The organism is Achromobacter sp. HZ01 (assembly GCF_003267925.1).
Lineage (GTDB): Bacteria > Pseudomonadota > Gammaproteobacteria > Burkholderiales > Burkholderiaceae_B > Achromobacter > Achromobacter pulmonis_A.
The window spans coordinates 193,457-219,009 of record NZ_LWKV01000004.1 but is presented as its reverse complement, the minus strand read 5'-3'; the positions used below and the strand labels follow the sequence as shown (position 1 = coordinate 219,009).

Here is a 25,553-nt window from a genome sequence, read left to right as displayed (position 1 = left end):
CGGGTTACTCCGTCAGGAAGTCGAGCACCGCGCGGGTGAAGGCTTCCGGTTGCTCCCAGTTGGAGATGTGGGAGGTGTTCAATTCGAGATAGCGCGCGCCCGGGATGGCGGCGGCCAGTTCCTGGCCCTGGGCGGGCGTGGCGGCCAGGTCGTGCGTGCTGCTGATGACCAGCGTGGGCGCCGAGATGGAGGCCACCTGTTCGCGGAAGTCCGCGTCGCGCAGCGCGGCGCAGTTGCCGCAATAGCCGGCGTCCGGCGTGCGGCGCAGCATGTCGACCAGCACCTGGGTCAGGCCCGGCTCGGCGGCGCGGTAGCCGTCGGTGAGCCAGCGCTCGACCAGCGTCGGCGCCATGTTCTCCAGCTTCTGTTCGGTGACCGCGGCGATGCGGGCGCTCCAGCCTTCGGCCGAACCGATGCGCGCGGCGGTGTTGCACAGGATCAGCCGGTCCACCAGTTCGGGGCGCGCCAGCGCCAGCCACAGGCCGGTGGGGCCGCCCATCGACAGGCCGCAGAAGTGCGCGCGCTTGATGCCCAGGTGCGCCAGCAGTTCGGCGACGTCGTTGCCCAGTTGCTCGAAGCTGTATTCGCCTTCGGGGACCGAGGATTTGCCGTGGCCGCGGGTGTCGTAGCGCAGCACGCGGAAATGCTTGCTCAGTTCGGGGATCTGGCGGGCCCACATGTCGGCGCAGGTGCCCAGCGAATTGGAGAGCACGAGCACCGGCGCGTCGGCGGGGCCATCGATGACGTAGTACAGCCGGGCCTGGCTGAGATCGGCGTAAGACATGTGGGTTTCCTTCAATTACAGATAGCAGGCGCCGTCGACGTAGGCCTTGCGCCAGCGCGTGATGGTCACGCGTTCGAACAGGTCGGCCTTGGAGAACGGATCGGCGTCGATGAATTGCTGCGCGGCTTCGCGGCTGTCCAGGTCGACCACGTACAGGCCGCCGCCGGCGTCCGTGCCGTCGTCGTGCAGCTTGGCGCCGCAGGCCAGCAGCAGCCGCTTGTTGGCGTCCAGGAATTCCAGGTGGGCGGCGCGGTGCTGCTTGCGCACCTCCAGGTGGCCGGGCTTGTCGAAGGTTTCGATGATGTACGGCATGGACGCCTCCGTTCAGATCGCCGAGGGATGGCGCGCCAGCGCCGTCACCTGGATGTCCATGTAGGGGAACAGCGGCAGCGACGACAGCAGCGTGTGCAGCTCGTCATTGCTTTCGACGTCGAAGATGCTGACGTTGGCGTAGCGGCCGGCCACGCGCCAGAGGTTCTTCCACTTGCCGTCGCGCTGCAGCTGCTGCGCCAGCGCCTTTTCGTCGGCCTTGAGCTTGTCGGCGCGCTCGGCCGGCATGTCGACGGGAAGATTGACCTGCATTTGGACCATGAACAGCATGATGATTCTCTCCGTAAAAAAATCCGCCCCGGCGGGACCGAGGCGGCGCTTCGAAACTCAGTTGGAAAACTTCAGCGGCAGGCCGGTCAGGCGCAGCAGCTCGTCGGCGGTGGTGCCGCCGAACATGTCGGTGACGGTCACGCCGTCGGCGCCGATGTCGAACACCGCCACGTCGGTGTAGACGCGCGACACGCAGCGCACGCCGGTCAGCGGATAGGTGCAGGCTTCGACCAGCTTGCTCTGGCCGTCGCGGGTCTGCAGCTCCATCATCACGAACACGTCCTTGGCGCCGATGGCCAGGTCCATCGCGCCGCCCACGGCGGGGATGGCGTCGGGCGCGCCGGTGTGCCAGTTGGCCAGGTCGCCGTGCTGCGACACCTGGAAGGCGCCCAGCACGCAGATGTCCAGGTGGCCGCCGCGCATCATCGCGAACGAGTCGGCGTGGTGGAAGAAGGAGCAGCCGGGCAGCTCGGTCACGGGCTGCTTGCCGGCGTTGATCAGGTCATAGTCTTCCTCGCCCTTGGCCGGCGCGGGGCCCATGCCCAGCATGCCGTTCTCGGTGTGCAGGATGACTTCGCGGTCGGCCGGCAGGTGGTTGGCCACCAGCGTGGGCAGGCCGATGCCGAGGTTGACGTAGGCGCCTTCGGGGATGTCCCGGGCGACGCGGGCGGCGATCTGGTCGCGGGTCAGTTTGGTGCTCATTGCTGCTCCTTGGGGGCGGGGCGGGCATCGATCTGCACGACGCGCTTGACGAAGATGCCGGGGGTCACGACGGTTTCGGGGTCCAGTTCGCCCAGTTCCACCACTTCGCGCACCTGGGCCACGGCCACGCGCGCGGCGCTGGCCATGATGGGGCCGAAGTTGCGGGCCGTCTTGCGGTACACCAGGTTGCCCCAGCGGTCGCCGCGCTCGGCCTTGATGAGCGCGTAGTCGGCATGCAGCGGATATTCCAGCACATACTGGCGGCCGTTGATTTCCCGGGTTTCCTTGCCGTCGGCCAGCGGGGTGCCGTAGCCGGTGGGCGAGAAGAACGCGCCGATGCCGGCGCCGGCGGCGCGGATGCGCTCGGCCAGGTTGCCCTGCGGCACCAGTTCCAGCTCGATCTTGCCGCTGCGGTACAGGCCGTCGAAGATCTGCGAGTCCACCTGGCGCGGGAACGAGCAGATGATTTTGCGCACGCGGTTCGCGCCCAGGAGGGCGGCCAGGCCGGTGGTACCGTTGCCCGCGTTGTTGTTGATGATGACCAGATCCTTGGCGCCCTGTTCGAGCAGCGCGTCGATCAGTTCCATGGGCTGGCCGGCGGTGCCGAAGCCGCCGATCATGACGGTGGCGCCGTCGGGGACGTCGGCGAGGGCGTCCGCAGCGCTTGCAACGAGTTTAGAGATCATGGTGTTCGCTCATAAGGTGGCGTGTCATAATTTGTTCTCAATTAGAACTTTCGTTCTTCAGAAGAACATTGATTTCATGGGGGATGGCAATGCTGCGCCGCCCCGGTACAGGGTTGCCGACCAGGGCAACGTTTCTCTTCGCGGTAGACGGATGGCCGAGCAAATCACCCAGCAACCCAGCGACAGCTACGTTCAATCCTTTGCGCGCGGCCTGTCCGTGATCCGGGCCTTCGGCCCCGAGCGTTCGCAGATGACGCTGTCCGAGGTGGCGGCGGTGACCGGCCTGACGCGCGCCGGCGCGCGCCGCATCCTGCTGACGCTGGAGCACCTGGGCTACGTGACCGTGGACGACCGCAAGTTCTCGCTCACCCCGCGCATCCTGGAGCTGGGCTACGCCTACCTGTCCGGCACGCCGCTGTGGAACCTGGCGCTGCCCTACATGGAAGAGGTGGCCGAAGAGACCCGCGAATCCTGCTCCGTGTCGGTGCTGGAGGGCGCGGACATCGTCTATATCCTGCGCCTGTCCACCCACAAGGTGATGACCATCAACCTGGCGGTGGGCAGCCGCCTGCCCGCCTGGGTCACGTCCATGGGCCGCGTGCTGCTGGCCGGCCTGACGGAACCGGAGCTGGACCGGGTGCTGGCGATGAGCCAGATCCGGACCTATACGCCGCACACCATCACCGGCATCGACGCGCTCAAGCGCGTGCTGGCCGGCGTGCGCGCCGACGGCTACGCCTGCGTGGCGCAGGAACTGGAGCCGGGCCTGCAATCGGTGGCCGTGCCCATCATGGACCGCAGCGGCCGCGTGATCGCCGCGATGAACGTCAGCGGCCATGCCAACCGCTATTCGCGCCAGGAAATGCTGGCGGCGTTCCTGCCGCCGCTGCGCCGCGCCGCCGACCAGATCAACCACGCCCTGCTGCGCCGCTAGGCGGCGCAGGCAGGACGGGAGGAAGGACGGCGTGCGCATGGCGGGCCTCAGACGGGCGCGACGCCCAGCGTCGTGCCGCCGCAGACGTACAGCGTCTGGCCGGTGACGAAGCCGTTGTCCGGCGACAGGAAGAACATCGCCGCGCGCGCCACGTCTTCGGGCGTGCCCAGGCGCTTGACCACGATGCTCTTGATGATGCGCTCGGTCTGCGGGGCGCCGGCGGGATTGCTCTTGGTGAACAGTTCGGTGGCGATGGGGCCGGGGCCGATGGCGTTGACCGTGATGCCGTCGCCGCCCAGCTCCATGGCCAGCGTGCGCGTCAGGCCCAGCAGGCCCGCCTTGGTGGCCGAATAGACCACGCGGTCGGGCTTGCCCAGCGCCGCGCGCGAGGCCATGTTGACGATGCGCCCGAAGCCGGCCGCGCGCATGGCCGGCAGCACCGCCTGCACCAGGATCAGCGCCGTGCGCAGGTGCAGGTTGATCACATAGTCCAGGTCCGCCAGCGTGGCGGTGTCGGCCGAGCCCGGGCGCGTCGCGCCCGCGTTGTTCACCAGCCCGACGATGTCGTAGGCGTCGGTCACTTCCTTGGCCACCGCCTTGGTGCGCGCTTCGTCGGTCAGGTCGGCCTGGTACGACACCAGCCCGGCGGGCGGATTCTCGGGCAGCTTGTAGTCGATGTTGACGACCTTGTGGCCGGCATCGAGCAGCATGCGGATGATGGCCGCCCCGATCCCGGCGCTGCCGCCGGTCACGAGATACGCGGTAGGTTTGCTCATATCAACTCCGTTCCGGAAGAGTGCGTGTGGCTCAATGGGTCAGATAGCCCCAGAGGAGGACGGCCGTGATGTGGATCACGCCGACCCACAGCATCATGATGACGGTATAGCCCATAACATCGCGCAGTTTCAGCTTGGACAGCGCCAGCGCCGGCAGAATCCAGAAGGGCTGCACCAGGTCGTTCCAGGCGTTGCCCAGCATGACGGCCATGGTGGTCTGGTTCAGGGCGCTGCCGATTTCCTTGGCGGCGTCGATCATGAACGGACCCTGGATGACCCAGTGGCCGCCGGCCGACGGCGCGAAGAAGTTGATGACGAAAGAACTGATCAGGCCCCAGAACGGCAGCGTCTCGGGCGTGGCCACGTCGACGAAGACCGCGGAAATCGTGGTGACCAGCCCCGAGGCGGCCATGATGGCCATGATGCCGGCGTAGAACGGGTATTGCAGGATGATGCCGGAAATCGTCTTGATGCCTTCGGTCAGCTTGGCCACGTAGGCGGCCGGCGTGCCCAGCAGGATGATGCCCAGGAACAGGATGATGAAGTTGATCAGGTTCAGGTCCAGCGAGCCGCCGTCCATGAAGTGGAACACCACGTAGGCCACGCCCAGCGCGCCGATCAGCAGGCTCAGCAGGCGGCTGTTGTTCAGGCGCGAGGCCAGCGTGCCCTTTTCCAGCAGGTCTTCGGCGGCGTTGGCGGCGGTGGTGTCGCGGTCGATCGCGGGATCGACCTCGATGACCTTCTCGCCCTTTTTCGGATGCAGCCAGGCGTTGAGCAGCGGCAGCGTGACGATGATGACCAGGCTGGTGATCAGCATGGGCATCGAGAAAATCGTTTCCGACAGCGGGATGGTGCCCATCTGCTTGGCGGTGGGATGGTTGGGCGTGGCCACCAGCACCGGGATGCTGGCCGACAGGCCCAGGCCGTACATGGTGAAGCCGCTGTACGCGGCGGCGATGATCAGCGGGTAGTGCACGCCCTTGACCTTCAAGGCCAGCTTCTTGGCGACGATGCCGCCGATGACCAGGCCGAAGCCCCAGTTCAGGTAGCTGCCGATGCCGCCGACCAGCGTCGCCACGATGATGGCGGTGTGCGGCTTGTGCACGTGGCTGACGATGCGGTTGAGCATGCGGTCGGTCAGCGGGGCGGTGGCCAGCACATAGCCCATCGCCAGGATCACCGCCATCTGGGTGGTGAAGGCCAGCAGGCTCCAGAAGCCGTTGCCCCAGGCGCGGGTGATGTCGCCCAGGCCCTTGCCTTCGACCCCCATGGCCAGCAGTACGGTAAGCAGGGTCAGCGCGATGGCGAAGACAAAGGGATCGGGCAGATACTTGCGCATCAGCTCCGTGAAAAATGAAGCCAGTTTATTCATGGTGCCTCCAACGAACTCCGGTAAGGCTGGTTTTCTGTGATCGGTTTTCTTTGCGTGGCGGGGCCTTGGGGCCCGACGGCGCGGTAGCGGCAGGCTCCGCGCCTTATGTAGTAATGGGTATGCGCCGGCCTCAGGCGTCGTCGGCCCGGGCGTTGAGCCAGGCGGCCAGTTCTCCGAGCGCCGCGCTCTTCTCGCGCAGCACGCGTTCGCGGCGCTCCGGGCTCCAGGTGTAGAAACCCTGGCCGCTCTTGGCGCCGATCTGCCCGCTTTCGACCTTGCTCTTCAAAAGCGCCGAGGGCTCGGTGCGGTTGTCGAGATCCTTGTAGAGGTAGCTGGCGATGGCGTAATGCACGTCGATGCCGTTCATGTCGCGCTGCTCCAGCGGGCCGGACAGCGCAAGCCGGATGCCCAGGCTCCACTTGACCACTTCGTCGATGTCCTCCGCGCTGGCGACGCCTTTTTCCAGCAGCGAAATGGCTTCGCGCGCCAGCGCGTGCTGGATGCGGTTGGCGATGAAGCCGGGAATGTCCTGGCGCACCAGCACCGGCCGCTTGCCGGCGTGGCGCAGCGTGGCCATGACGCGCGCCACCGTCTCGTCGGACGTGGCGTCGTTGCGCACCACCTCCACCAGCGGAATCACGTCGGCGGGGGTGAAGAAGTGCGTGCCCACGAAGCGGTCGCGCCGCAGCACGGCGGTGGCGATGGCGTTGATGGACAGGCCGGAGGTATTGGTGGCGAAAAGGGTGTGCGCCGGGCACAGCGCGTCGAGCCGGGCGAACAGGTCGCGCTTGAGCTCGAGGTTTTCGGGTACGGCCTCGATCACCAGGTCGCTGTTGCAGGCCGCTTCCAGGCCGGGCGACAACTGGATGCGCTGCATGGTTTCCTGGACCCGGCCGGGCGCGTAGACGTTCAGTTGGCGGTCTATCGTCTTGAGCGCGCGCTCCAGCGCGCCTTCGACCGGGTCGATGAGGACGATGTTCAGTCCCTTCGAGGCGAACAGGGCCGCGATGCCGCTGCCCATGGCGCCTGCGCCGACGATGGCGAGATTTTTGAGGGGAGTATCCATGATGGTTCGCTCGGGCTGACTCGCCGGGCTTGCGGCGGGCACGCGCGGAACCAGGGATTGCCGTCTCTTCCGGGTGTGCCTTCCTGTGCGCCTGGCCAGAAAAATCGTTATGTTCTAGATACGAACATTTGTGCGTATATAGAATTAATGAAAACGATAGTACTAAATGTCGCGGGGGGCGGACAAATCAGGGATTTTGGGTGTCCGGCTGGTGGACGGGGGGCGTGGGGACGTAGGATGGGTGCAGCGCGGCACCTCCGGGGTAAGAAGCCGGACGCCGAACGCGCGTAACCCATCGGCCGGCGAGAGCCGGCTTTGTCTCTTGCCACGAAGCGCAAGCCGGCTTTGTCTCTTGCCACGGAAAGCGGCGGCTGGCGCCGCCTGATGGGTTACGCGCGTTCGATATTTGAGTTCTTGCTTAAGGGCTCTCGCGCTGCACCCATCCTACGCCCGCCCACGATCAGCCTGGTCCGGCGCTGTTGGACCAGCCCTTGGACAGCTCCACCGCCTGCCGCCAGCGCGCCATCCGCGCTTCGCGCACGGACGCGGGCCAGCTCGGTTCGAACGTGCGTTCGGCCTGCCACTTGGACGCGAATTCGTCCTGGCCGGACCAGAAGCCCACGGCCAGGCCGGCCAGGCCGGCCGCGCCCAGCGCGGTGGATTCGGGCACGCGGGGGCGCACGACCGGCACGCCCAGCAGGTCGGCCTGCATCTGCATCAGCAGGTCGTTGCGGGCCGCGCCGCCGTCGACGCGCAGCTCGGTCAGGGCGATGCCGCTGTCGGCGTTCATGCAGGTCAGCAGTTCGGCGCTTTGCAGGGCGATGGATTCGAGGGTGGCGCGCGCGATGTGGGCGCGGGTGGTGCCGCGGGTCAGGCCCACCAGGGTGCCGCGCGCGTAGGGGTCCCAATGCGGCGCGCCCAGGCCGGCGAAGGCCGGCACCATGAAGACGTCGTCCGTGCTGGACACGCTGGCGGCCAGCGCCTCGATCTCCTCGGAGCGCTGGATGATGCCCAGGCCGTCGCGCAGCCACTGCACCGCCGCGCCGGCCACGAACACCCCGCCTTCGAGCATGTAGGTGGGCTGCCAGCCGCCGCCGTCGCGCGGCAGGCCCCAGCCCACGGTCGACAGCAGGTTGTTGCGCGACTGCACGGGCTGCCCGCCCACGTTCATCAGCATGAAGCAGCCGGTGCCGTAGGTGTTCTTGGCCATGCCCGGCCTGTAGCAGGCCTGGCCGAAGGTGGCGGCCTGCTGGTCGCCCGCCACGCCGGCGATGGGGATGGCGCCGCCCAGCCATTCGGGCAGGGTGTCGCCCACCACGGCGCTGCTGGGGGCGATCCGTGGCAGCACGCTGCGCGGGATCTTGAGCAGCGCCAGGATGTCGTCGCTCCAGTCCTGGGTATGCAGGTCGAACAGCATGGTGCGCGAGGCGTTGCTGGGGTCGGTGCTGTGGACCGCGCCGCCGGTCAGCTGCCACACCAGCCAGGTATCGACGGTGCCGAAGGCCAGTTCGCCGCGCTCGGCGAGCTGGCGCGCGCCGGGCACGTGGTCCAGCAGCCAGGCCAGCTTGGTGCCCGAGAAATAGGCGTCCACCACCAGGCCGGTGCGCGATTGCAGGAAATCGGCGTGGCCGTCCTGGCGCAGCTGGTCGCACATGGGCGCGGTGCGGCGGTCCTGCCAGACGATGGCGCGGGCCAGCGGCCGGCCGGTGGCGCGTTCCCAGATCAGCGTGGTTTCGCGCTGGTTGGTGATGCCGAGGGCGGCGATGTCGGCCGCGGCCGCGCCGGCGTTGCGCAAGGCCTCTCGGGCCACGTCCAGCTGGCTCTGCCAGATTTCGCCGGCGTCGTGCTCGACCCAGCCCGGACGGGGATAGTGCTGGCGGAATTCGCGCTGGCCTACGCCGCGCACCACGCCTTCGCGGTCGAACACAATGGCCCGGGAGCTGGTGGTTCCCTGGTCCAGGGCCAGGACAAATTCATTCGTCGTCACGATTCTTTGCGCCGTTCAGGTGAGCCCCGGCCAGCGGGTCGAGGCGTCCAAATGAGAAGACCGAGGCCATGCACAGCACGCCGATGACGATGAAGCCCGCGACCACGTCCCGTATCGCCAGCGTCTCGGCGCCGCGCAGGGCCATGCTGATGTTCAGCGTGACCGCCGCCACGCCCACGCCCAGGCTGATGCCGAGCTGCTGCGCCATGGCGGCGAAACTGCTGGCGCGGCTCATCTGGGTCGGGGGAATGTCGGCATAGGTTAGCGTATTTACCCCCGTGAACTGCAGCGAGCGGAAAAACCCGCCCACCAGCAGCACGGCGATCATCAGCCAGACCGGCGTGGCGGGCGTGAAGGCGCCGCAGACCACGATGAAAATGCCGGTCAGCAGCGCGTTGACGGTCAATACCCGACGAAATCCGAAGTGCTGCACGATGGGGGTGGCGACGAACTTCATCAGCAGCGCGCCGGCGGCGCTGGCGAAGGTGATCAGCCCGGCCGAGAACGGCGACAGGCCGAAGCCCACCTGCAGCAGCATGGCCAGCAGGAACGGCGTGGCGCCCACGGCGAAGCGGCACAGGTTGCCGCCCAGGGTGGCGATGGCGAAGGTCGGTATCCGCATCAGGGACAGATCGATGATGGGATGGGGCGCCCGGCGCGCGTGCCAGCCGTAGAGCAGGCCGCAGGCCAGGCCGGTGGCGATCAGGCCCAGCAGCATGGGCAGCGGCATCACGTCGCGGCCGATCGCCTCGAAGCCGCTGACCAGCGTCGCCAGACAGATGGCGCTGAGCAGAAAGCCCGGCCAGTCCAGGCGCGGCGCGCCTTCCACGCGGATTTCCTCCACGTAGCGCAGCACCAGGAAAATGCCCAGGATGCCGATGGGAATGTTGATCAGGAAGATCCAGTGCCACGACATATAGGTGACCATGAAGCCGCCCAGCGGCGGCCCGATCACCGGCCCCAGCAGGGCGGGGATGGACAGGAAGGACATGGCCTTGAGCAAGTCCTGCTTGGGCACGGTGCGCAGCAGGATGATGCGCCCCACCGGCACCATCATCGCGCCGGCCATGCCCTGGACGACGCGGGCCGCCACCAGCTGCGGCAGGTCCTGCGACAGGGCGCAGGCCACGGAACTCAGGGTGAACAGGCCGATGGCCGCCACGAACACGCGCCGCGCGCCGTAGCGGTCGGCCGCCCAGCCGCTGACGGGCACGAACACGGCCACCGACAGCAGGTAGGAGGTGATGGCCACGTTCAGCCGCACCGGGGTCGAGCCCAGGGCCCGCGCCATCGCCGGCAGGGCCGTGGCGACCACCGTGGCGTCCAGCATCTGCATGAACAGCGCGCAGCCGACGATGAAGGGAATCATGCGTGCCGCGCGCATCGCTTCCGGGGTGAGTGAGGGAGCGGGATGGGCGGCGGCGGCGGATTCTGCGGACATGGGCGAGGATACGTAGGGGGCCTCCAGATTGTAACGCCGGGGGAGGGGCCGTCGTGAAGTAAACTCCCCTCATCCGAAACCCACTGAAATTGGCGTCATGGCGACCAACTACGAATCCGAGATCACCCGTTTCCTGAAAGACTACAAGCAGTCGCATCCCGGCACCGAAGAGCGCCAGCGCGAGGGCCGCGCCCGTCTTTGGGACAAACCGCAGGACCCGGAGCTGCTGGAGGCCTTCCGCGCCGGCCGCGTGCCGCAGAAGCCGTACGTATACCAGGCCGACTGAGCCCCTTGCGGCAACCATGGCCCAGAACGCTTTCCCGGGCGACGCCCTGGCCGCGCTAGTGGAACCGCCCGTCGACAGCACCCCCGACACGGTAGACAGCGTGGCGTTCGCGCGCCTGTACGGCGAGCCGCTGTTCCAGATGCCGACCGACCTGTACATCCCGCCGGATGCGCTGGAGGTCTTCCTGGAGGCGTTCGAAGGGCCGCTGGACCTGCTGCTCTACCTGATCCGCAAGCAGAACTTCAACGTGCTGGACATCCCGATGGCGGATGTCACGCGGCAATACCTCTCGTACGTCGAGCAGATCCGCATCCACAACCTGGAGCTGGCCGCCGAATACCTGCTGATGGCGGCGATGCTCATCGAGATCAAGTCGCGCATGCTGCTGCCGGTCAAGAAGACCGACACCGGCGAAGAGCCCGAGGACCCGCGCGCCGAACTGGTGCGCCGCCTGCTCGAATACGAGCAGATGAAGCTGGCGGCCCAGAAGCTCGACCGTATGCCGCAGCTCGGCCGCGACTTCGTCAGCAGCCAGGCGGTGGCCGACCTGAGCGTCGAGCGCATGCTGCCCGAAGTCAGCGTGGACGACCTGCGCGCGGCCTGGGCCGACATCATGAAGCGGGCCAAGCTGAACCAGCACCACCACATCACGCGCGAACAGCTGTCGGTGCGCGACCACATGACGCACATCCTGCGGCGCCTGAACGACGTGCGCTTCATGGAGTTCGGCGACCTCTTCATGGAGCGTATCCGCGAAGGCGCGCCCGCGGCGGTGGTCGTGGTGCATTTCATCGCCATGCTGGAACTGGCCCGCGAATCCCTGCTCGAGATCACGCAGGCGGAACCCTACGCGCCCATCTACGTGCGCCTGGCCTATACCAGCGTGGCGGCGGTCGCGGCCTGAGGCCGGGCTGCGCGTTCCTACTTCCGGAGACTCCCCTTGAAAGTCGTACACACCATCCAGGAATTGCGCGACCACCTGCGCGGACAGAACCGCGTATCGTTCGTGCCCACCATGGGCAACCTGCACGAAGGCCACCTGGCGCTGATGAAGCTCGCGCGCCAGCATGGCGATCCGGTGGTGGCCAGCATCTTCGTCAACCGCCTGCAGTTCGGTCCCAACGAAGACTTCGACCAGTATCCGCGCACGCTGGCCGCCGACATCGAGAAGCTCGAACGCGAGCGCGACGTCTACGTGCTGTTCGCGCCCAACGAGCGTGAAATGTATCCCGAGCCGCAGAATTTCCGCGTGCAGCCGCCCGACGACCTCGGCGACATCCTCGAAGGCGAATTCCGTCCCGGCTTCTTCGCGGGCGTGAGCACCGTGGTGCTGAAGCTGTTTTCCTGCGTGCAGCCGCGCGTGGCCGTGTTCGGCAAGAAGGACTACCAGCAGCTCATGGTGGTGCGCAACATGTGCCGCCAGTTCCAGCTGCCGGTGGAAGTGCTGGCGCACGAAACCGTGCGCGCCGAGGACGGCCTGGCGCTGTCCTCGCGCAACCGCTACCTGAGCGAGGCCGACCGCGCCGAGGCGCCGGCCCTGTACGCCGCCCTGCAGCAGCTGGGCCAGCGCCTGGCCCAGGGCGAGCGCGACGCCGCCGCGCTGGAGCGCGAAGCCATCGACGGCCTGACCCGGCGCGGCTGGCAGGTGGACTACGTGGCGCTGCGCCGCCAGCGCGACCTGAAGCGCCCCGAAGCCGCCGACCTGCAGGCCGGCGAGCCGGTGGTGGCGCTGGCCGCCGCCAAACTCGGCGCCACCCGCCTGATCGACAATCTGGAACTGGTCTACACGGCCTGAGGCCCGGGCAGGGGGGGCGTTTATGTCCACCCTGACAGAATTGCCAGCTTCCGGCGGCTGGCGCGGCGGGGCAGACTCGATGCAAATCTACTTTGCAGGAGACAAGCCCCATGCAGCCCCGCCCCGACCTGGACGACGTCCTCGCCACCCTGACGCCGCGCGAACGCCAGATCGTCGCCTACGTGGCGGCGGGCAGCCCGAACAAGGTCATCGCCATCGACCTGGGCATTTCGCTGCGCACCGTCGAAGCCCATCGCGCCCGCATCTTCACCAAGCTCCGCGCCCGCAACGCCATGCAACTGGCCTGCCGGCTGTGCGCCCACCGGCGTTCGGGCGCCTCGCCCGTGCCGCTCCTGCCGGAGGGCGATCCGCACGGCGGGGCCGTCACCCTGCATGAACAGCCCTCGCCCCGATACGCGCCGGCCAAGCCATGATGCCTGCGCGCCCAAAAACATCGGGCCCGGCGAACGAGGCGTTCGCCGGGCCCGGTGCCAGGCATGGATTCAAGCGCGCGGAGCGCTCAGGGGCACTTGGGCGCGGCGGCCTTGGCCAGCTCGTCGATGGGGTCCAGGTCCGGCTGGCGGGTCAGGTTGTAGTTCAGGTTCGGCGTCTGGCCGGCGATGGAGCGCACGCGCAGCACGTTGTTGGCGGCCACCACGAACTCGACGCGGGCGTTGCCCTGGCCGTCCATCAGGATGACGCGCGGCGGGCGTTCGTCGGTGGCGTCCCAGCAGCCTTGTTCGGCCACCGGCTGGCCCTTCTGGGGATCGTTCTCCAGGTAGGCGGTGCGGCCGCGCCAGCGGCCGTTGGGCGCCAGCGTCAGCGTCACGCGCTGCGCCGTGCACTGCATGACGGGCGAGAAGCACGGCAGCGTGCCCATGTAGGTCTGGGGTTGCGGCACCAGGCTGTGCGCGGCGGCATTGGGCGCCGGCGCGGGCGCGGCCGCGGCGGTCGCTGCGCCGGCGCTACCGCCGCCGCCCTCGGCGTGCTCGGGTACGGTCTGGCCGTCTTCGGTGGTTTCCGCGCCTGCCGCGGCCGCTTGCTGGGCCTGGTTCTGCGGCTTGCGGGCATCCGGCTTGAGCGCGATCTGCACCTGCGAAGGCGCGCGGATCACGGTGCGGTAGCCGGCGCCGGAGCCCTGGTACTGCGCGTCGGTCACGGTGCTTTCCGCGGGCGGGTCGTAATAGCCCTCGGTCTTCTGCTGGGCGCAGCCCGCCGCGCCTATGGCGGTGCCCGCCAGCAGCAGCCCCATGACGCTTAGTTTGCGGGAGCGGGTAACAATGTTGTCGACGCGCGCGGTCATGGCAGCTTATCCGTGAATTGAGTCTGTCTCCGATTTTACGCACTTATGCGAAGATTCGATACGTTGCCCTAGCCGCTCCTGGGTGTATTCCGCACTTTATGCACAAATTACGACATGGCCGCCGCCGGCCGGTTCTACATCGCGTCCCGGGCCCGATCGCGCACGCCGCCGGCGCGCGCATCGGATGACGGCGATGCGCTACGTCTTCGACCTGCCCCCGGGCCTGTTCATCGTCCTGGCGGCGCTGACGGGCCTGGCCGTGGGCAACTGGCTGACGCTGCTGACGCACCGGCTGCCGCGCATGATGGAGCAGGAGTGGCAGGCGCACTGCCAGGAGGCGGCCGGCCAGGCGCGCACCGAAAGCCGCTACGGCCTGTGGTCGCCGGCGTCGCACTGCCCGGCCTGCGCCGCGCCGGTGACGGGCTGGCGCCGTGCGCCGCTGCTGGGCTGGCTGCTGCTGCGCGGACGCTGCGCCGCCTGCGGAACCGCGATAGGCTGGCGCTACCCGGCCATCGAACTGCTGACCTGCGCGCTGTTCGCCGCCTGCGCCTGGCGCTTCGGCGCCACGCCGCTGGCGCTGTGCGCGATGGGTCTGTCGGCCACGCTGGTGGCGCTGGCCTGGATCGATTTCGAATCGACGCTGCTGCCCGATGCGCTGACGCAGCCGCTGCTGTGGGCGGGCCTGCTGGCCAATCTGTTCGACGCCTACACCAGCGTGCAGATGGCGGTGGCCGGCGCGGTCGCGGGCTATGTGTTCCTGTGGGTTATCTTTCATATATTCCGCCTGCTGACCGGGCGCGAAGGCATGGGCCACGGCGACTTCAAGCTGCTGGCCGCCCTGGGCGCATGGTTCGGCATCGAGACCCTGCCGATGCTGCTGCTGGGCGCGTCGCTGCTGGGCGTGCTGATCGGCGGCGCGCTGACGCTGAGTGGACGCGCCAGCCGCGGACAGCCGCTGCCCTTCGGCCCTTATCTGGCGCTGGCCGGCATCGTGACGCTGCTGGCGGGCGGGCCGCAGGGGCTGTGGCAATGGCTGGGCTAGTACGCGACACGATGGGACGAGCGGCATGTACAAGATAGGATTGACTGGCGGTATCGGATCGGGCAAGACCCGCGTGGCGGACATGCTTGCGCAGTGGGGCGCGTCGGTGGTCGATACCGACGAGATCGCGCATACGCTGACCGCGCCGCAGGGCGCGGCCATGCCGGCGATCGAACGCGAATTCGGCCCGCGGGCGCTGACGGCCGACGGCGCGCTGGACCGCGCATGGATGCGCGAGCAGGCGTTCTCCGATCCGCAGGTGCGGCTGCGGCTGGAAGCCATCATGCATCCGGCCATCGGCCAGGAGACCGAACGCCAGGCCGCCGCGGCCGCCGGATCGTATCTGGTCTTCGTCGTGCCCTTGCTGGTGGAGTCGCTGCCGCGCTGGCGCGCGCGCCTGGATCGCATCTGCGTGGTGGATTGCGATCCCGAGACGCAGGTGGCCCGCGTGCGCGCGCGCAGCGGGCTGACGGAGCCAGCCATCAGGCGTATCATGGCAGCACAGGCTGCGCGCGCAAGCCGGCTGGAAGCCGCCGACGACGTCATCGTCAACGATGGCGCCACCACGCCCGAACAACTGCGCGCGCAGGCGAAGACCCTGCACGACCGCTGGCTGGCGCTGGCGGGCACGACAGACCGGCAAGCCCTGGGCCAGGCCGGCACCCCTGAATAACATTGGCCTGCCGGCCAACCACAGATGGGCCTGTAAAAAAGCGTGATTGTTTACGAATATCCCTTCAACGAGCGTATCCGCGCTTATCTGCGGCTGGAATTCCTGTTCGACAGGTTGTTCTTCTTTGCACGCGAGGGGGATTCACGACTGCACCAGGTCGCCGTCACCGCCTTGTTCGATCTGCTCGACGCCTGCGAACGCACCGACGTCAAGGGCGCCTTGCTGCAGGACCTGGAACGCCAGCGCCTGGCGCTGGTCGGCCTGCGCGACCATCCCGGCGTGGCGCAGGACGCGTTGGAATCCATGCTGCGCGAAATGGAAAAGGTCACCGGCGCGCTGGCCGTGCCCGGCAAGACCGGCCAGCCCCTGCGCGAGAACGAATGGCTCACCAGCCTGCGCGGTCGGCTTTCCATGCCCGGCAACGCCACGCAGGTCGACATGCCTTCGTATTTCGCCTGGCAGAACAAGCCCGAGTCGGCCCGCTGCGCCGACCTGCAATCCTGGATCGCGCCCTTCATTCCCCTCTACGACGGCCTGACCCTGGCGCTGCGCCTGCTGCGCGAATCCGGCCGCAAGACCGACATCGTGGCCGAGCAGGGCGCCTACCAGCAGATGCTGGGCGGCAAGCAGTTCCAGCTGCTGCGCGTGTGGGTGGACCCCGCCCACGGCGTATTTCCCGAGATCAGCGCCAATAAGTACATGATCTGGATACGTTTTTCCACGCAGGACGGCGAATTCAAGCCCCAGCAGGTGGCCCGCGACGTGGGGTTCCAGATGACGTTGTGCAACTCGTAGGATGGGTAAAGCGCGAGCGCATCTGAGCAAGAACCCGGCTCTCCAGCGCGCGACACCCATCAGGCGGCGCCAGCCGCCGCTTTTCGTGGCAAGAGACAAACACCCGGCTGCCGCCGGCCGATGGGTTACGCGCGATGGGCAATTGAGTGCTTGCCCAAGAATTCTCGCGCTACACCCATCCTGCGCAGGACCCACGTAGCCCCCCAGTACGCAGGAGGGACCCACCCACCCCCCCCATTACCTGTTGCGGGGAGTTTCAACCGCCGCTCCCGGTGCTGGACTACGCGATGGTCTAGTAGACAATACGGCTTTCCCTGCCCGCGTTTGCAACGTACATGCCTGAAAGCCGTCCCGTTTCTCCGCCCGCCCATAGGTCCCGCCGCCGCCTGGCCGTGCTGGCGCTGTTGCTGCTTGCCGGGGCCGGCATCGCCTGGCTGCTGCTGCGGCCGGCGGCCAAGCCGGCGGGCGGGGGCCGTCCGCCCGGGGCGGCGATGGCGAACATGGCGGTGCCGGTGCGCATCGCCACCGCCGTCCGGCAGGACATCGACATTTTCCTGAAGTCGCTGGGCACGGTGACGGCCTACAACACGGTCACCGTGCGCAGCCGGGTCAGCGGCGAGCTGGTCGAGGTGGCCTTCCAGGAAGGCCAGCGCGTGAAGGCCGGCGACCTGCTGGCGCAGGTAGACCCGCGCGCCTTCCAGGTGGCGCTGGACCAGGCGCGCGGCACGCAGATGCAGAACCTGGCGCAGCTGGAGAACGCGCGCCGCGACCTGCAGCGCTACCAGGCCCTGTACAAGCAGGATTCCATCGCCAAGCAGCAGGTCGACACGCAGGCGGCGCTGGTGCGGCAGTACGAGGGCACGGTCAAGAGCGACCAGGCCAACGTCGATAACGCCCGGCTGCAGCTGGACTACGCGCGCATCACCGCGCCCATCGACGGCCGTCTGGGCCTGCGCCAGGTGGACCGCGGCAATCTGGTGTCCAGCTCGGACACCAACGGGCTGGTGGTGATCACTCAGACCCAGCCGATTTCCGTGGTGTTCACGCTGCCCGAGACCCAGCTGCCCGAGGTGCGCGCCGAACTCGCCGCCGGCCGCAAGCTGGCCGTGGACGCCTACGACCGCGCCGACACCCGCCGCATCGCCACGGGCCAGCTGGAAACCCTGGACAACCAGATCGACGTGACCACCGGCACCCTCAAGCTCAAGGCCCGCTTCGACAACACCGACGACGCGCTGTTCCCCAACCAGTTCGTCAACGTGCGGCTGCACGTGCTGACGCGCAAGGACGTCACCGCCGTGCCCACCGCCGCCATCCAGCAGGGTTCGGCCGGCGCCTTCGTATTCCTGGTGCAGCAGGACAACACGGTGCTGGTGCGCCAGGTGAAGCTGGGCGCGATCAACAACGGCATGGTGGCGGTCAACGAGGGCCTGCAGCCCGGCGACCGGGTGGTGGTCGAAGGCACCGACCGCCTGCGCGCCGGCGCCAAGGTGGAAGTGGCGGGCGACGCCGGCGTGATTCCGGCCCCGCGCGACAAGTCGCTGGGCGCGGGCGCTCCGGCCGGCACCACGCCGCCGTCGAAATAGACCGGGAAACGCCGTGAGTCCGTCGCGCCTGTTCATCCTGCGTCCGGTGGCCACCACGCTGTCGATGGTGGCCATCCTGATCGCCGGCTTCATCGCCTACCGGCTGCTGCCCGTCTCGGCCCTGCCGGAAGTGGACTATCCGACCATACAGGTGGTGACGCTGTACCCCGGCGCCAGCCCCGACGTGATGACCTCGCTGGTCACCTCGCCATTGGAGCGGCAGTTCGGGCAGATGCCGGGCCTGAACCAGATGTCGTCGACCAGTTCGGGCGGCGCCTCGGTCATCACGCTGCAATTCAATCTCACCCTGCCGCTGGACGTGGCCGAGCAGGAAGTGCAGGCGGCCATCAACGCCGCCTCCAACCTGCTGCCCGGCGACCTGCCGGTGCCGCCGACCTACAACAAGGTCAACCCGGCCGACGCGGCGGTGCTGACCCTGGCCATCACCTCGCCCACCATGCCGCTGCCGCAGGTGCGCGACCTGGTCGACACGCGGGTCGCGCAGAAGCTGTCGCAGATCTCCGGCGTGGGCCTGGTCAGCGTGGCGGGCGGGCAGCGGCCCGCGGTGCGGGTGCAGGTCAATCCGCAGGCGCTGGCGGCCAACGGGCTGTCGCTGTCGGACCTGCGCACGGCCATCGTCGGCGCCAACGTGAACCAGCCCAAGGGCAACCTGGACGGCCCGCTGCGCTCGACCACCATCAACGCCAACGACCAGCTCAAGACGCCCACCGACTACAACGACCTGATCATCGCCTACCAGAACAACGCGCCGCTGCGCCTGTCGGACGTGGCGCGCGCGGTCGAGGGCGCCGAAGACGTGCGGCAGGCGGCCTGGGCCGGCGACAAGCCCGCCATCCTGCTGAACATCCAGCGCCAGCCCGGCGCCAACGTGATCGAGGTGGTCGACCGCATCCAGGCGCTGCTGCCGCAGCTGCGGGCTGCCCTGCCGGCCACGCTGGACGTGAGCGTGGTGTCCGACCGCACCCAGACCATCCGCGACTCGGTCGCCGACGTGCAGTTCGAAATGCTGCTGGCGGTGGCGCTGGTGGTCATGGTGACCTTCGTGTTCCTGCGCAGCCTCACGGCCACGCTGATTCCCAGCGTGGTGGTGCCGCTGTCGCTGGTCGGCACCTTCGGCGTCATGTACCTGGCCGGATTCTCGGTCAACAACCTGACCCTGATGGCGCTGACCATCGCCACCGGCTTCGTGGTGGACGACGCCATCGTCATGATCGAGAACATCGCCCGCCATCTCGAAGAGGGCGAGACGCCGCTGCAGGCCGCGCTCAAGGGCGCGGCGCAGATCGGCTTCACGCTGATATCGCTGACGTTCTCGCTGATCGCGGTGCTGATCCCGCTGCTCTTCATGACCGAGGTGGTGGGACGGCTGTTCCGCGAGTTCGCGATCACGCTGGCCGTGTCCATCCTGATCTCGCTGGTGGTGTCGCTGAGCCTGACGCCCATGATGTGCGCGCGCCTGCTGCGCGCCGAGTCGGCGCAGAAGCACGGGCGCTTCCATCGCGCCACGGGCGCCTTCATCGACCGCGTCATCGCCGGCTACGACCGCTGGCTGCAGGTCGTGCTGCGGCACCAGCCGCTGACGCTGCTGGTGGCGCTGGCGACCTTCGCGCTGACGGTGCTGCTGTACCTGGCGATACCCAAGGGCTTTTTCCCGCAGCAGGACACCGGCCTGATCCAGGCCATCACCCAGGCGCCGCAGTCGATTTCGTTCAAGGCCATGGCCGAGCGCCAGCAGGCCGCCGCGCGCCTGGTGCTGGAAGATCCCGACGTGCAGGCCGTGTCCTCCTTCATCGGCGTGGACGGCAGCAACGCCACGCTCAGCGCCGGACGCCTGCAGATCGCGCTCAAGCCCCATGCCGAGCGCGATGGCGACCTGCGCACGGTGATGGCGCGCCTGGACCGGGCGCTGGCCGCGCAGGACGGCCTCACGGTCTATATGCAGCCGGTGCAGGACCTGACCATCGAAGACCGGGTCAGCCGCACGCAGTACCAGATGACGCTGTCCAATCCGGACCTGAAGGTGCTGAGCGAATGGACGCCCAGGCTGGTCGAGCGCCTGCGCCAGGTGCCCGAACTCAAGGACGTGACCGACGACCTGCAGGACGAAGGCCTGCAGGCCTGGGTCGAGATCGACCGCGACGCGGCCTCGCGCCTGGGCATCACGGCCGCCGTGATCGACGAGGCGCTGTACAACGCCTTCGGCCAGCGCCTGATCTCCACGATCTTCACGCAGTCCAACCAGTACCGCGTGGTGCTGGAAGTGCAGCCGCAGTTCCAGACGACGCCGTCCTCGCTGGGGCAGATCCGCGTGCCCACCGCTTCGGGCGGGCAGGTGCCGCTGTCGTCGGTGGCGCGGATCACCGAAGGGCGCACGGTGCTGGCCGTGAACCGGCTGGACCAGTTCCCCATGGTGACGGTGTCGTTCAACCTGGCGCCGGGCGCCTCGCTGTCGGGCGCGGTCGAGGCCATTACCGCGGCCGAGGCCGACATCGGCATGCCCACCGGCGTCGAGACGCGCTTCCAGGGCGCGGCGCTGGCGTTCCAGAATTCGCTGTCGAGCACGCTGTGGCTGATCCTGGCCGCGGTGGTCACCATGTACATCGTGCTGGGCGTGCTGTACGAAAGCTACATCCATCCCATCACCATCCTGTCGACCCTGCCGTCGGCCGGGGTCGGGGCGCTGCTGGCGCTGCTCATCAGCGGCACCGAGCTCGACATGATCGGGATCATCGGCATCATCCTGCTGATCGGCATCGTGAAGAAAAACGCCATCATGATGATCGACTTCGCGCTGGACGCCGAGCGCAAGCGCGGCCTGACCCCGCTGGCGGCCATCCATGAGGCGGCGCTGCTGCGCTTCCGTCCGATCCTGATGACCACGCTGGCCGCGCTGTTCGGCGCGCTGCCGCTGATGCTGTCGTCCGGCACCGGCGCCGAGCTGCGCCAGCCGCTGGGCCTGGTGATGGTGGGCGGGCTGCTGCTGTCGCAGGTGCTGACGCTCTTCACCACGCCGGTGATCTACCTGATGTTCGACCGCATGTCGCGCCGCTGGCGCGGGGCGCGCGCCGCCGCGGCGGAGGATGCGTCGTGATCCTGTCGGCGCCCTTCATCGTCCGGCCGGTGGCGACCACGCTGCTGAGCCTGGCGGTCGTGCTGGCGGGCCTGCTGTGCTATTTCCTGCTGCCGGTGGCGCCGCTGCCGCAGGTGGACATCCCCACCATCTCGGTGTCGGCCAGCCTGCCCGGGGCCAGTCCCGAGACCATGGCCTCCAGCGTGGCCACGCCGCTGGAACGCTCGCTGGGCAGCATCGCCGGCGTCACCGAGATGACCTCCCGCAGCTCGCAGGGCTCCACCCGCATCACGCTGCAGTTCGATCTCTCGCGCGACATCAACGGCGCGGCCCGCGACGTGCAGGCCGCCATCAACGCGGCGCGCTCGCTGCTGCCGACCGGTCTGCGCAGCAATCCCACGTACCACAAGTCCAATCCCTCGGACGCGCCCATCATGACGCTGGCGCTGACCTCGGACACGCTCAGCCAGGGGCAGCTCTACGACATCGCCTCGACCATCGTGGCGCAGAAGCTGTCGCAGGTGGAGGGCGTGGGCGAGGTGACGGTGGGCGGCAGTTCGCTGCCGGCGGTGCGCGTCACGGTGCTGCCGGGGGCGCTGGCCAACCGCGGCGTGTCGCTCGACGAATTGCGCGCGGCCCTGGCCAACGCCAACGCCAACCGGCCCAAGGGCGTGCTGGAGAACGACCGCTACCACTGGCAGATCATGGCCAGCGACCAGCTCAGCCGCGCCGAGCAGTACCGGCCGCTGATCGTGGCCTGGCGCGACGGCGCGCCGGTGCGCGTGTCGGACGTGGCCAAGGTGGAGGACTCGGTCGAGGACCTGTACCAGACCGGCTTCTACAACCACAGCAAGGCCATCCTGATGATCGTGCGGCGCCAAGCCGACGCCAACATCATGGAGACGGTGGACGCGGTGCGCGCCCAGCTGCCGGTGCTGCAGGCCCTGATGCCGGCCGACGCCAACATGTCCGTGGCGCAGGACCGCACGCCCAGCATCCGCGCCTCGCTGCACGAGGCCGAATTGACGCTGATCATCGCGGTGGGCCTGGTGGTGCTGGTGGTGCTGCTGTTCCTGCGGCGCTGGCGCGCGGCCCTGATCCCCAGCGTGGCGGTGCCGGTGTCGCTGATCGGCACCTTCTGCATCATGTATCTCAGCGGCTTCACCCTCAACACGATTTCGCTGATGGCGCTGATCGTGGCCACCGGCTTCGTGGTCGACGACGCCATCGTGGTGCTGGAGAACATCATGCGCCACGTCGAGCGCGGCATGTCGCCCATGCGCGCGGCGCTGCGCGGCTCGCGCGAGGTCGGGTTCACGGTTCTGTCGATGAGCCTGTCGCTGGTGGCGGTGTTCATACCCATCCTGCTGATGGGCGGCGTGGTCGGGCGCTTTTTCCGCGAGTTCGCCGTGACGCTGTCGGCCGCCATCCTGGTGTCGCTGGTGGTGTCGCTGACCCTCACGCCGATGATGTGCGCGCGCCTGCTGCAAAACGAACCGCGCGAGCCGCGTCCGCCCGGCAGGCTGGCGCGCTGGGCCGAGCGCGGCTTCGAGGCCATGCTCGGCGGCTATCGCCGTACGCTCGGCTGGGCGCTGGCGCACGGCCGCCTGATGATGCTGACCCTGGCCATCGCGGTGGGGCTGAACGTCTACCTGTACACGGTGGTGCCCAAGGGCTTCTTCCCGCAGCAGGACACCGGCCAGCTGCTGGGCTTTTTCCGGGTCGACCAGGGCACCTCGTTCCAGGCCACCGTGCCCAAGCTGGAAGCGCTGCGCAAGGTGGTGCTGGCCGATCCGGCGGTGCAGAGCATGACCGGCTACGCCGGCGGGCGCGGCGGCAGCAACAGCAGCTTCATGCAGATCCAGCTCAAGCCGCTGGAGGAGCGCAAGGTCTCGGCCGACGTGGTCATCAACCGGCTGCGCGGCAAGCTGCAGAACATGCCGGGCGCGCGCATGTTCCTGGTGTCGCAGCAGGACATCCGCATCGGCGGACGCCAGAGCCAGGGTTCGTACGACTACACGCTGATGTCGGGCGACCTGCAATTGCTGCGCACCTGGATGCCCAGGGTGCAGCAGGCCATGGCCAGGATTCCCGAAATCACCGACGTGGACGCCGACGTGGAGGACAAGGGCCGCCAGATCGACCTGGTGATAGACCGCGACGCGGCGACCCGGCTGGGCGTCAGCATGTCCGCCATCTCCACGGTGCTGAACAACTCGTTCAGCCAGCGCCAGGTCTCGGTGATGTACGGGCCGCTGAACCAGTACCACGTGGTGCTGGGCGTGGACCCCAAGTTCGCGCAGGACATCGAATCGCTCAGGCAGGTCGAGGTGATCACGGCGGCCGGCGCGCGCGTGCCGCTGTCGGCCTTCACCCGGCTGGAGAACACCAACGCGCCGCTCAGCGTGCAGCACCAGGGGCTGTTCGTGGCCGACACCATTTCGTTCAGCCTGGCGCCGGGCGTTTCGCTGGGCCAGGCGACCGCGGCCATCGATGCGGCGGTCGCGCGCATCGGCCTGCCGTCGGATCAGATCCAGGCGGGCTTCCAGGGCACCGCCGCGGCCCTGCAGCAGACGCTGGCGCAGCAACCCTGGCTGATCCTGGCGGCGCTGGTCACCATGTACATCGTGCTGGGCATTCTGTACGAGAGCTTCGTGCATCCGCTGACCATTCTGTCCACGCTGCCGTCGGCCGGGCTGGGCGCGCTGCTGGCCCTGCTGCTGCTGCGTTACGACTTCACGCTGATCGCGCTGATCGGGGTCTTCCTGCTGATCGGCATCGTCAAGAAGAACGCCATCATGATGGTGGACTTCGCGCTGGAGGCGGAACGCAGCCAGGGCATGAGCCCGCGCGACGCGATCTTCCAGGCCTGTCTGACGCGCTTTCGCCCCATCATGATGACGACCATGGCCGCCATCTTCGGCGCGCTGCCGCTGGTGCTGGCCACCGGCGCCGGCGTCGAGATGCGCCAGCCGCTGGGCATCACCATCGTCGGCGGCCTGGTGCTGAGCCAGATCCTCACGCTGTACACCACGCCCGTGGTCTATCTTTACCTGGACCGTTTCCGCCTGTGGGCCGCGCGCGGACGCGCCCGCCGCGACGGATCGGCCGCCTCCATAGAACAAACATGATGCGCAACGCCATGCTGTCCGTGAATCGCCTTCTTCCCCGCGGCGCCGCCGCGGCCGCGCTGTGCGCGCTGCTGGGCGCCTGTGCCGTCGGTCCCGACTACCAGCGTCCGGCGCTGGACGTGGGCGCGGCCTACAAGGAAGGCCAGGTCCAGGTCGACGGCTGGAAGCCCGCCCGTCCGCGCGACGAGGCCGAGCGCGGCCAGTGGTGGCGGGTCTACGACGATCCCGTGCTGGACGATCTGGTCGCGCGCCTGAACGCGTCGAACCAGACCATCGCGCAGGCCGAGGCCAACTACCGGCAGGCGCTGGGGCTGGTGCGCGGCGCGCGCGCCGGCTTCTTCCCGACCGTGGGCGCGGGCGCCGGCATGAGCCGCTCGGGCAGCGGCGGCGGGCAGGGCGGCGCGACCTCCGCCTCCGGCGGCAACGTGTCCAACCAGTATTCGCTGACCGGCAGCGTCAGTTGGGAGGCGGACCTGTGGGGGCGGGTGCGGCGCAGCGTCGAATCCTCGGAAGCCAGCGCCGCGGCCAGCCTGGCCGACCTGGGCGCCACGCGCCTGAGCGCGCAGGCCGCGCTGGTGCAGTCCTACCTGCAGCTGCGGGTGCTGGACGAACAGAAACGCCTGCTCGACGCCACCGTGGCGGCCTACGAGAAATCGCTGCAGCTGACCCAGAACCGCTATGCCGTGGGCGTGGCCGGCCAGGCCGACGTGGCCGTGGCGCGCACGCAGTTGGAAAGCACGCGCGCGCAGTCCATCGACCTGGACTGGCAGCGCGGCCAGCTCGAGCACGCCATCGCCGTGCTCATGGGCCAGGCGCCGTCGCAGTTCAGCCTGGCGCCGGCCGTGTTCACGCTGCGCCTGCCGCAGATCCCGGTGGGCCTGCCGTCCGAACTGCTGGAGCGCCGCCCCGACGTGGCGGCGGCGGAACGCCGCGCCGCGGCCGCCAACGCCCAGATCGGCGTGGCGCAGGCCGCCTGGTTCCCCACGCTGACGCTGTCGGCCGACGGGGGATTTCGCAACGGCCAGTTCGCCGAGCTGCTGACCGCGCCGGCGCGCTTCTGGTCGCTGGGACCGGCGCTGGCGCTGACCATCTTCGACGGCGGCGCGCGCCAGGCGCAGGTCGAACAGGCCCGTGCATCCTACGACGCCCAGGCCGCGGCCTACCGGCAGACGGCGCTGACCGGCCTGCGCGAGGTCGAGGATTATCTGATCCAGCTGCGCGTCATGGAGCAGGAGCAGGCCGTGCAGCGCCGCGCGCTGGAAGCGGCGCGCGAATCGCTGCGGCTGATACAGAATCAATACCAGGCGGGCCTGGTGGATTACCTCAGCGTGGCCGTGGTGGACGCCACCGCGCTGGGCAGCGAGCGCAACGCGCTGAGCCTGCTGGGCAACCGCCTGGCCGCCAGCGTCAACCTGATCGTGGCGCTGGGCGGCGGCTGGGAGCCGCAGCCGGCCGTCGCCCAGGCGAGGGATGCCGCGCCCGCGGCCGACTAGCGCGGCAACG

Annotated in this window: 23 protein-coding genes; 12 read left to right on the top strand and 11 right to left on the bottom strand. The window is 68.5% G+C overall.

The window, feature by feature from the left end; translation table 11 throughout:
- Positions 1 to 4 precede the first annotated feature (4 nt).
- From pcaD to A6B37_RS20565, 5 genes are read right to left on the bottom strand one after another with little or no spacing between them, the layout of a single operon-like run.
- Positions 5 to 784 carry a 3-oxoadipate enol-lactonase gene (pcaD, locus tag A6B37_RS20585; RefSeq protein ID WP_102775685.1) on the bottom strand — a complete coding sequence of 260 codons (780 nt, stop codon included), beginning with the start codon at positions 782 to 784 and terminating at the stop codon, positions 5 to 7.
- Positions 785 to 799: 15 nt separating this feature from the next.
- Complete coding sequence (locus tag A6B37_RS20580) at positions 800 to 1,096, bottom strand: YciI family protein (RefSeq protein ID WP_102775686.1); 297 nt, start codon at positions 1,094 to 1,096, stop codon at positions 800 to 802.
- Positions 1,097 to 1,108: 12 nt separating this feature from the next.
- On the bottom strand, positions 1,109 to 1,384 hold the full coding sequence (gene catC, locus A6B37_RS20575) for a muconolactone Delta-isomerase (protein WP_102775687.1): 276 nt from the start codon (positions 1,382 to 1,384) through the stop codon (positions 1,109 to 1,111).
- A 57-nt stretch (positions 1,385 to 1,441) separates the two neighbouring features.
- Positions 1,442 to 2,086 (bottom strand): 3-oxoacid CoA-transferase subunit B, encoded by a 645-nt coding sequence (locus A6B37_RS20570; RefSeq protein WP_102775688.1) that lies wholly within the window; start codon positions 2,084 to 2,086, stop codon positions 1,442 to 1,444.
- Positions 2,083 to 2,772, bottom strand: a complete 690-nt coding sequence (locus A6B37_RS20565) for a 3-oxoacid CoA-transferase subunit A (protein WP_102775689.1) — start codon at positions 2,770 to 2,772, stop codon at positions 2,083 to 2,085. The genes A6B37_RS20570 and A6B37_RS20565 overlap by 4 nt, the downstream gene beginning before the upstream one ends.
- A 151-nt stretch (positions 2,773 to 2,923) precedes the next feature.
- Here A6B37_RS20565 and A6B37_RS20560 point away from each other — a divergent pair, with 151 nt between their 5' ends.
- On the top strand, positions 2,924 to 3,706 hold the full coding sequence (locus tag A6B37_RS20560; protein WP_102775690.1) for an IclR family transcriptional regulator: 783 nt from the start codon (positions 2,924 to 2,926) through the stop codon (positions 3,704 to 3,706).
- A 47-nt stretch (positions 3,707 to 3,753) separates the two neighbouring features.
- Here A6B37_RS20560 and A6B37_RS20555 read toward each other — a convergent pair whose 3' ends face one another.
- The 5 genes from A6B37_RS20555 to A6B37_RS20535 form a co-directional block, all read right to left on the bottom strand.
- Entirely contained in the window at positions 3,754 to 4,482 is a 729-nt protein-coding gene (locus A6B37_RS20555; RefSeq protein ID WP_111826780.1) for an SDR family oxidoreductase, read from the bottom strand.
- A gap of 31 nt (positions 4,483 to 4,513) precedes the next feature.
- The gene (locus A6B37_RS20550) at positions 4,514 to 5,854 is read right to left on the bottom strand and encodes a TIGR00366 family protein (protein WP_111826779.1); all 1,341 of its coding nucleotides are present in this window, start codon (positions 5,852 to 5,854) and stop codon (positions 4,514 to 4,516) included.
- 130 nt (positions 5,855 to 5,984) lie between these two features.
- Positions 5,985 to 6,920 carry a 3-hydroxyacyl-CoA dehydrogenase family protein gene (locus A6B37_RS20545; protein WP_111826778.1) on the bottom strand — a complete coding sequence of 312 codons (936 nt, stop codon included), beginning with the start codon at positions 6,918 to 6,920 and terminating at the stop codon, positions 5,985 to 5,987.
- Positions 6,921 to 7,380: 460 nt separating this feature from the next.
- Positions 7,381 to 8,907 carry a glycerol kinase GlpK gene (glpK, locus tag A6B37_RS20540; RefSeq protein ID WP_102775694.1) on the bottom strand — a complete coding sequence of 509 codons (1,527 nt, stop codon included), beginning with the start codon at positions 8,905 to 8,907 and terminating at the stop codon, positions 7,381 to 7,383.
- Complete coding sequence (locus A6B37_RS20535; protein ID WP_111826777.1) at positions 8,894 to 10,348, bottom strand: MFS transporter; 1,455 nt, start codon at positions 10,346 to 10,348, stop codon at positions 8,894 to 8,896. Before A6B37_RS20535 ends, glpK begins: the two co-directional genes overlap by 14 nt.
- Before the next feature lie 97 nt (positions 10,349 to 10,445).
- Here A6B37_RS20535 and A6B37_RS20530 point away from each other — a divergent pair, with 97 nt between their 5' ends.
- From A6B37_RS20530 to A6B37_RS20515, 4 genes are all read left to right on the top strand, one after another.
- Positions 10,446 to 10,634: a DUF3460 family protein gene (locus A6B37_RS20530; protein WP_102775696.1), complete on the top strand. Its 189-nt coding sequence runs from the start codon at positions 10,446 to 10,448 to the stop codon at positions 10,632 to 10,634.
- 16 nt (positions 10,635 to 10,650) lie between these two features.
- Positions 10,651 to 11,538, top strand: coding sequence for a ScpA family protein (locus A6B37_RS20525; RefSeq protein WP_102775697.1), 888 nt, complete (start codon positions 10,651 to 10,653; stop codon positions 11,536 to 11,538).
- Positions 11,539 to 11,574: 36 nt separating this feature from the next.
- Positions 11,575 to 12,429, top strand: a complete 855-nt coding sequence (gene panC, locus A6B37_RS20520) for a pantoate--beta-alanine ligase (protein ID WP_102775698.1) — start codon at positions 11,575 to 11,577, stop codon at positions 12,427 to 12,429.
- A 110-nt stretch (positions 12,430 to 12,539) separates the two neighbouring features.
- Entirely contained in the window at positions 12,540 to 12,863 is a 324-nt protein-coding gene (locus A6B37_RS20515; RefSeq protein ID WP_111826776.1) for a helix-turn-helix transcriptional regulator, read from the top strand.
- Between the two features lie 86 nt (positions 12,864 to 12,949).
- Here the strand turns inward: A6B37_RS20515 and A6B37_RS20510 are convergent, their stop codons facing one another.
- Positions 12,950 to 13,732, bottom strand: a complete 783-nt coding sequence (locus A6B37_RS20510; RefSeq protein WP_102775700.1) for a copper resistance protein NlpE N-terminal domain-containing protein — start codon at positions 13,730 to 13,732, stop codon at positions 12,950 to 12,952.
- A gap of 193 nt (positions 13,733 to 13,925) precedes the next feature.
- On the opposite strand from A6B37_RS20510, the gene A6B37_RS20505 reads away from it, so the two are divergent.
- From A6B37_RS20505 to A6B37_RS20475, 7 genes are all read left to right on the top strand, one after another.
- Positions 13,926 to 14,774: an A24 family peptidase gene (locus A6B37_RS20505; protein WP_168202273.1), complete on the top strand. Its 849-nt coding sequence runs from the start codon at positions 13,926 to 13,928 to the stop codon at positions 14,772 to 14,774.
- A gap of 25 nt (positions 14,775 to 14,799) precedes the next feature.
- A complete protein-coding gene (gene coaE, locus A6B37_RS20500; RefSeq protein WP_102775702.1) occupies positions 14,800 to 15,447 on the top strand; it encodes a dephospho-CoA kinase in 648 nt (215 codons plus the stop codon).
- 42 nt (positions 15,448 to 15,489) lie between these two features.
- On the top strand, positions 15,490 to 16,242 hold the full coding sequence (gene zapD, locus A6B37_RS20495) for a cell division protein ZapD (protein ID WP_102775703.1): 753 nt from the start codon (positions 15,490 to 15,492) through the stop codon (positions 16,240 to 16,242).
- A 335-nt stretch (positions 16,243 to 16,577) separates the two neighbouring features.
- Positions 16,578 to 17,828: an MdtA/MuxA family multidrug efflux RND transporter periplasmic adaptor subunit gene (locus A6B37_RS20490; RefSeq protein WP_111826774.1), complete on the top strand. Its 1,251-nt coding sequence runs from the start codon at positions 16,578 to 16,580 to the stop codon at positions 17,826 to 17,828.
- 13 nt (positions 17,829 to 17,841) lie between these two features.
- On the top strand, positions 17,842 to 20,940 hold the full coding sequence (locus A6B37_RS20485) for an MdtB/MuxB family multidrug efflux RND transporter permease subunit (RefSeq protein WP_102775705.1): 3,099 nt from the start codon (positions 17,842 to 17,844) through the stop codon (positions 20,938 to 20,940).
- Positions 20,937 to 24,050: a multidrug efflux RND transporter permease subunit gene (locus A6B37_RS20480; RefSeq protein ID WP_111826773.1), complete on the top strand. Its 3,114-nt coding sequence runs from the start codon at positions 20,937 to 20,939 to the stop codon at positions 24,048 to 24,050. The genes A6B37_RS20485 and A6B37_RS20480 overlap by 4 nt, the downstream gene beginning before the upstream one ends.
- On the top strand, positions 24,047 to 25,543 hold the full coding sequence (locus A6B37_RS20475) for an efflux transporter outer membrane subunit (RefSeq protein WP_168202272.1): 1,497 nt from the start codon (positions 24,047 to 24,049) through the stop codon (positions 25,541 to 25,543). Before A6B37_RS20480 ends, A6B37_RS20475 begins: the two co-directional genes overlap by 4 nt.
- Positions 25,544 to 25,553 lie beyond the last annotated feature (10 nt).

What these genes read in the sequence shown, in the direction of transcription:
- A6B37_RS20510 (WP_102775700.1), bottom strand. Translation starts at nt 13,732, where the DNA reads ATGACCGCGCGCGTCGACAACATTGTTACCCGCTCCCGCAAACTAAGC.
- A6B37_RS20525 (WP_102775697.1), top strand. Translation starts at nt 10,651, where the DNA reads ATGGCCCAGAACGCTTTCCCGGGCGACGCCCTGGCCGCGCTAGTGGAA.
- A6B37_RS20475 (WP_168202272.1), top strand. Translation starts at nt 24,047, where the DNA reads ATGATGCGCAACGCCATGCTGTCCGTGAATCGCCTTCTTCCCCGCGGC.
- A6B37_RS20490 (WP_111826774.1), top strand. Translation starts at nt 16,578, where the DNA reads ATGCCTGAAAGCCGTCCCGTTTCTCCGCCCGCCCATAGGTCCCGCCGC.
- A6B37_RS20550 (WP_111826779.1), bottom strand. Translation starts at nt 5,854, where the DNA reads ATGAATAAACTGGCTTCATTTTTCACGGAGCTGATGCGCAAGTATCTG.
- A6B37_RS20555 (WP_111826780.1), bottom strand. Translation starts at nt 4,482, where the DNA reads ATGAGCAAACCTACCGCGTATCTCGTGACCGGCGGCAGCGCCGGGATC.
- catC (WP_102775687.1), bottom strand. Translation starts at nt 1,384, where the DNA reads ATGCTGTTCATGGTCCAAATGCAGGTCAATCTTCCCGTCGACATGCCG.
- A6B37_RS20580 (WP_102775686.1), bottom strand. Translation starts at nt 1,096, where the DNA reads ATGCCGTACATCATCGAAACCTTCGACAAGCCCGGCCACCTGGAGGTG.
- A6B37_RS20530 (WP_102775696.1), top strand. Translation starts at nt 10,446, where the DNA reads ATGGCGACCAACTACGAATCCGAGATCACCCGTTTCCTGAAAGACTAC.
- A6B37_RS20570 (WP_102775688.1), bottom strand. Translation starts at nt 2,086, where the DNA reads ATGAGCACCAAACTGACCCGCGACCAGATCGCCGCCCGCGTCGCCCGG.
- A6B37_RS20565 (WP_102775689.1), bottom strand. Translation starts at nt 2,772, where the DNA reads ATGATCTCTAAACTCGTTGCAAGCGCTGCGGACGCCCTCGCCGACGTC.
- A6B37_RS20535 (WP_111826777.1), bottom strand. Translation starts at nt 10,348, where the DNA reads ATGTCCGCAGAATCCGCCGCCGCCGCCCATCCCGCTCCCTCACTCACC.
- A6B37_RS20515 (WP_111826776.1), top strand. Translation starts at nt 12,540, where the DNA reads ATGCAGCCCCGCCCCGACCTGGACGACGTCCTCGCCACCCTGACGCCG.
- pcaD (WP_102775685.1), bottom strand. Translation starts at nt 784, where the DNA reads ATGTCTTACGCCGATCTCAGCCAGGCCCGGCTGTACTACGTCATCGAT.
- A6B37_RS20545 (WP_111826778.1), bottom strand. Translation starts at nt 6,920, where the DNA reads ATGGATACTCCCCTCAAAAATCTCGCCATCGTCGGCGCAGGCGCCATG.
- A6B37_RS20560 (WP_102775690.1), top strand. Translation starts at nt 2,924, where the DNA reads ATGGCCGAGCAAATCACCCAGCAACCCAGCGACAGCTACGTTCAATCC.
- A6B37_RS20505 (WP_168202273.1), top strand. Translation starts at nt 13,926, where the DNA reads ATGCGCTACGTCTTCGACCTGCCCCCGGGCCTGTTCATCGTCCTGGCG.
- coaE (WP_102775702.1), top strand. Translation starts at nt 14,800, where the DNA reads ATGTACAAGATAGGATTGACTGGCGGTATCGGATCGGGCAAGACCCGC.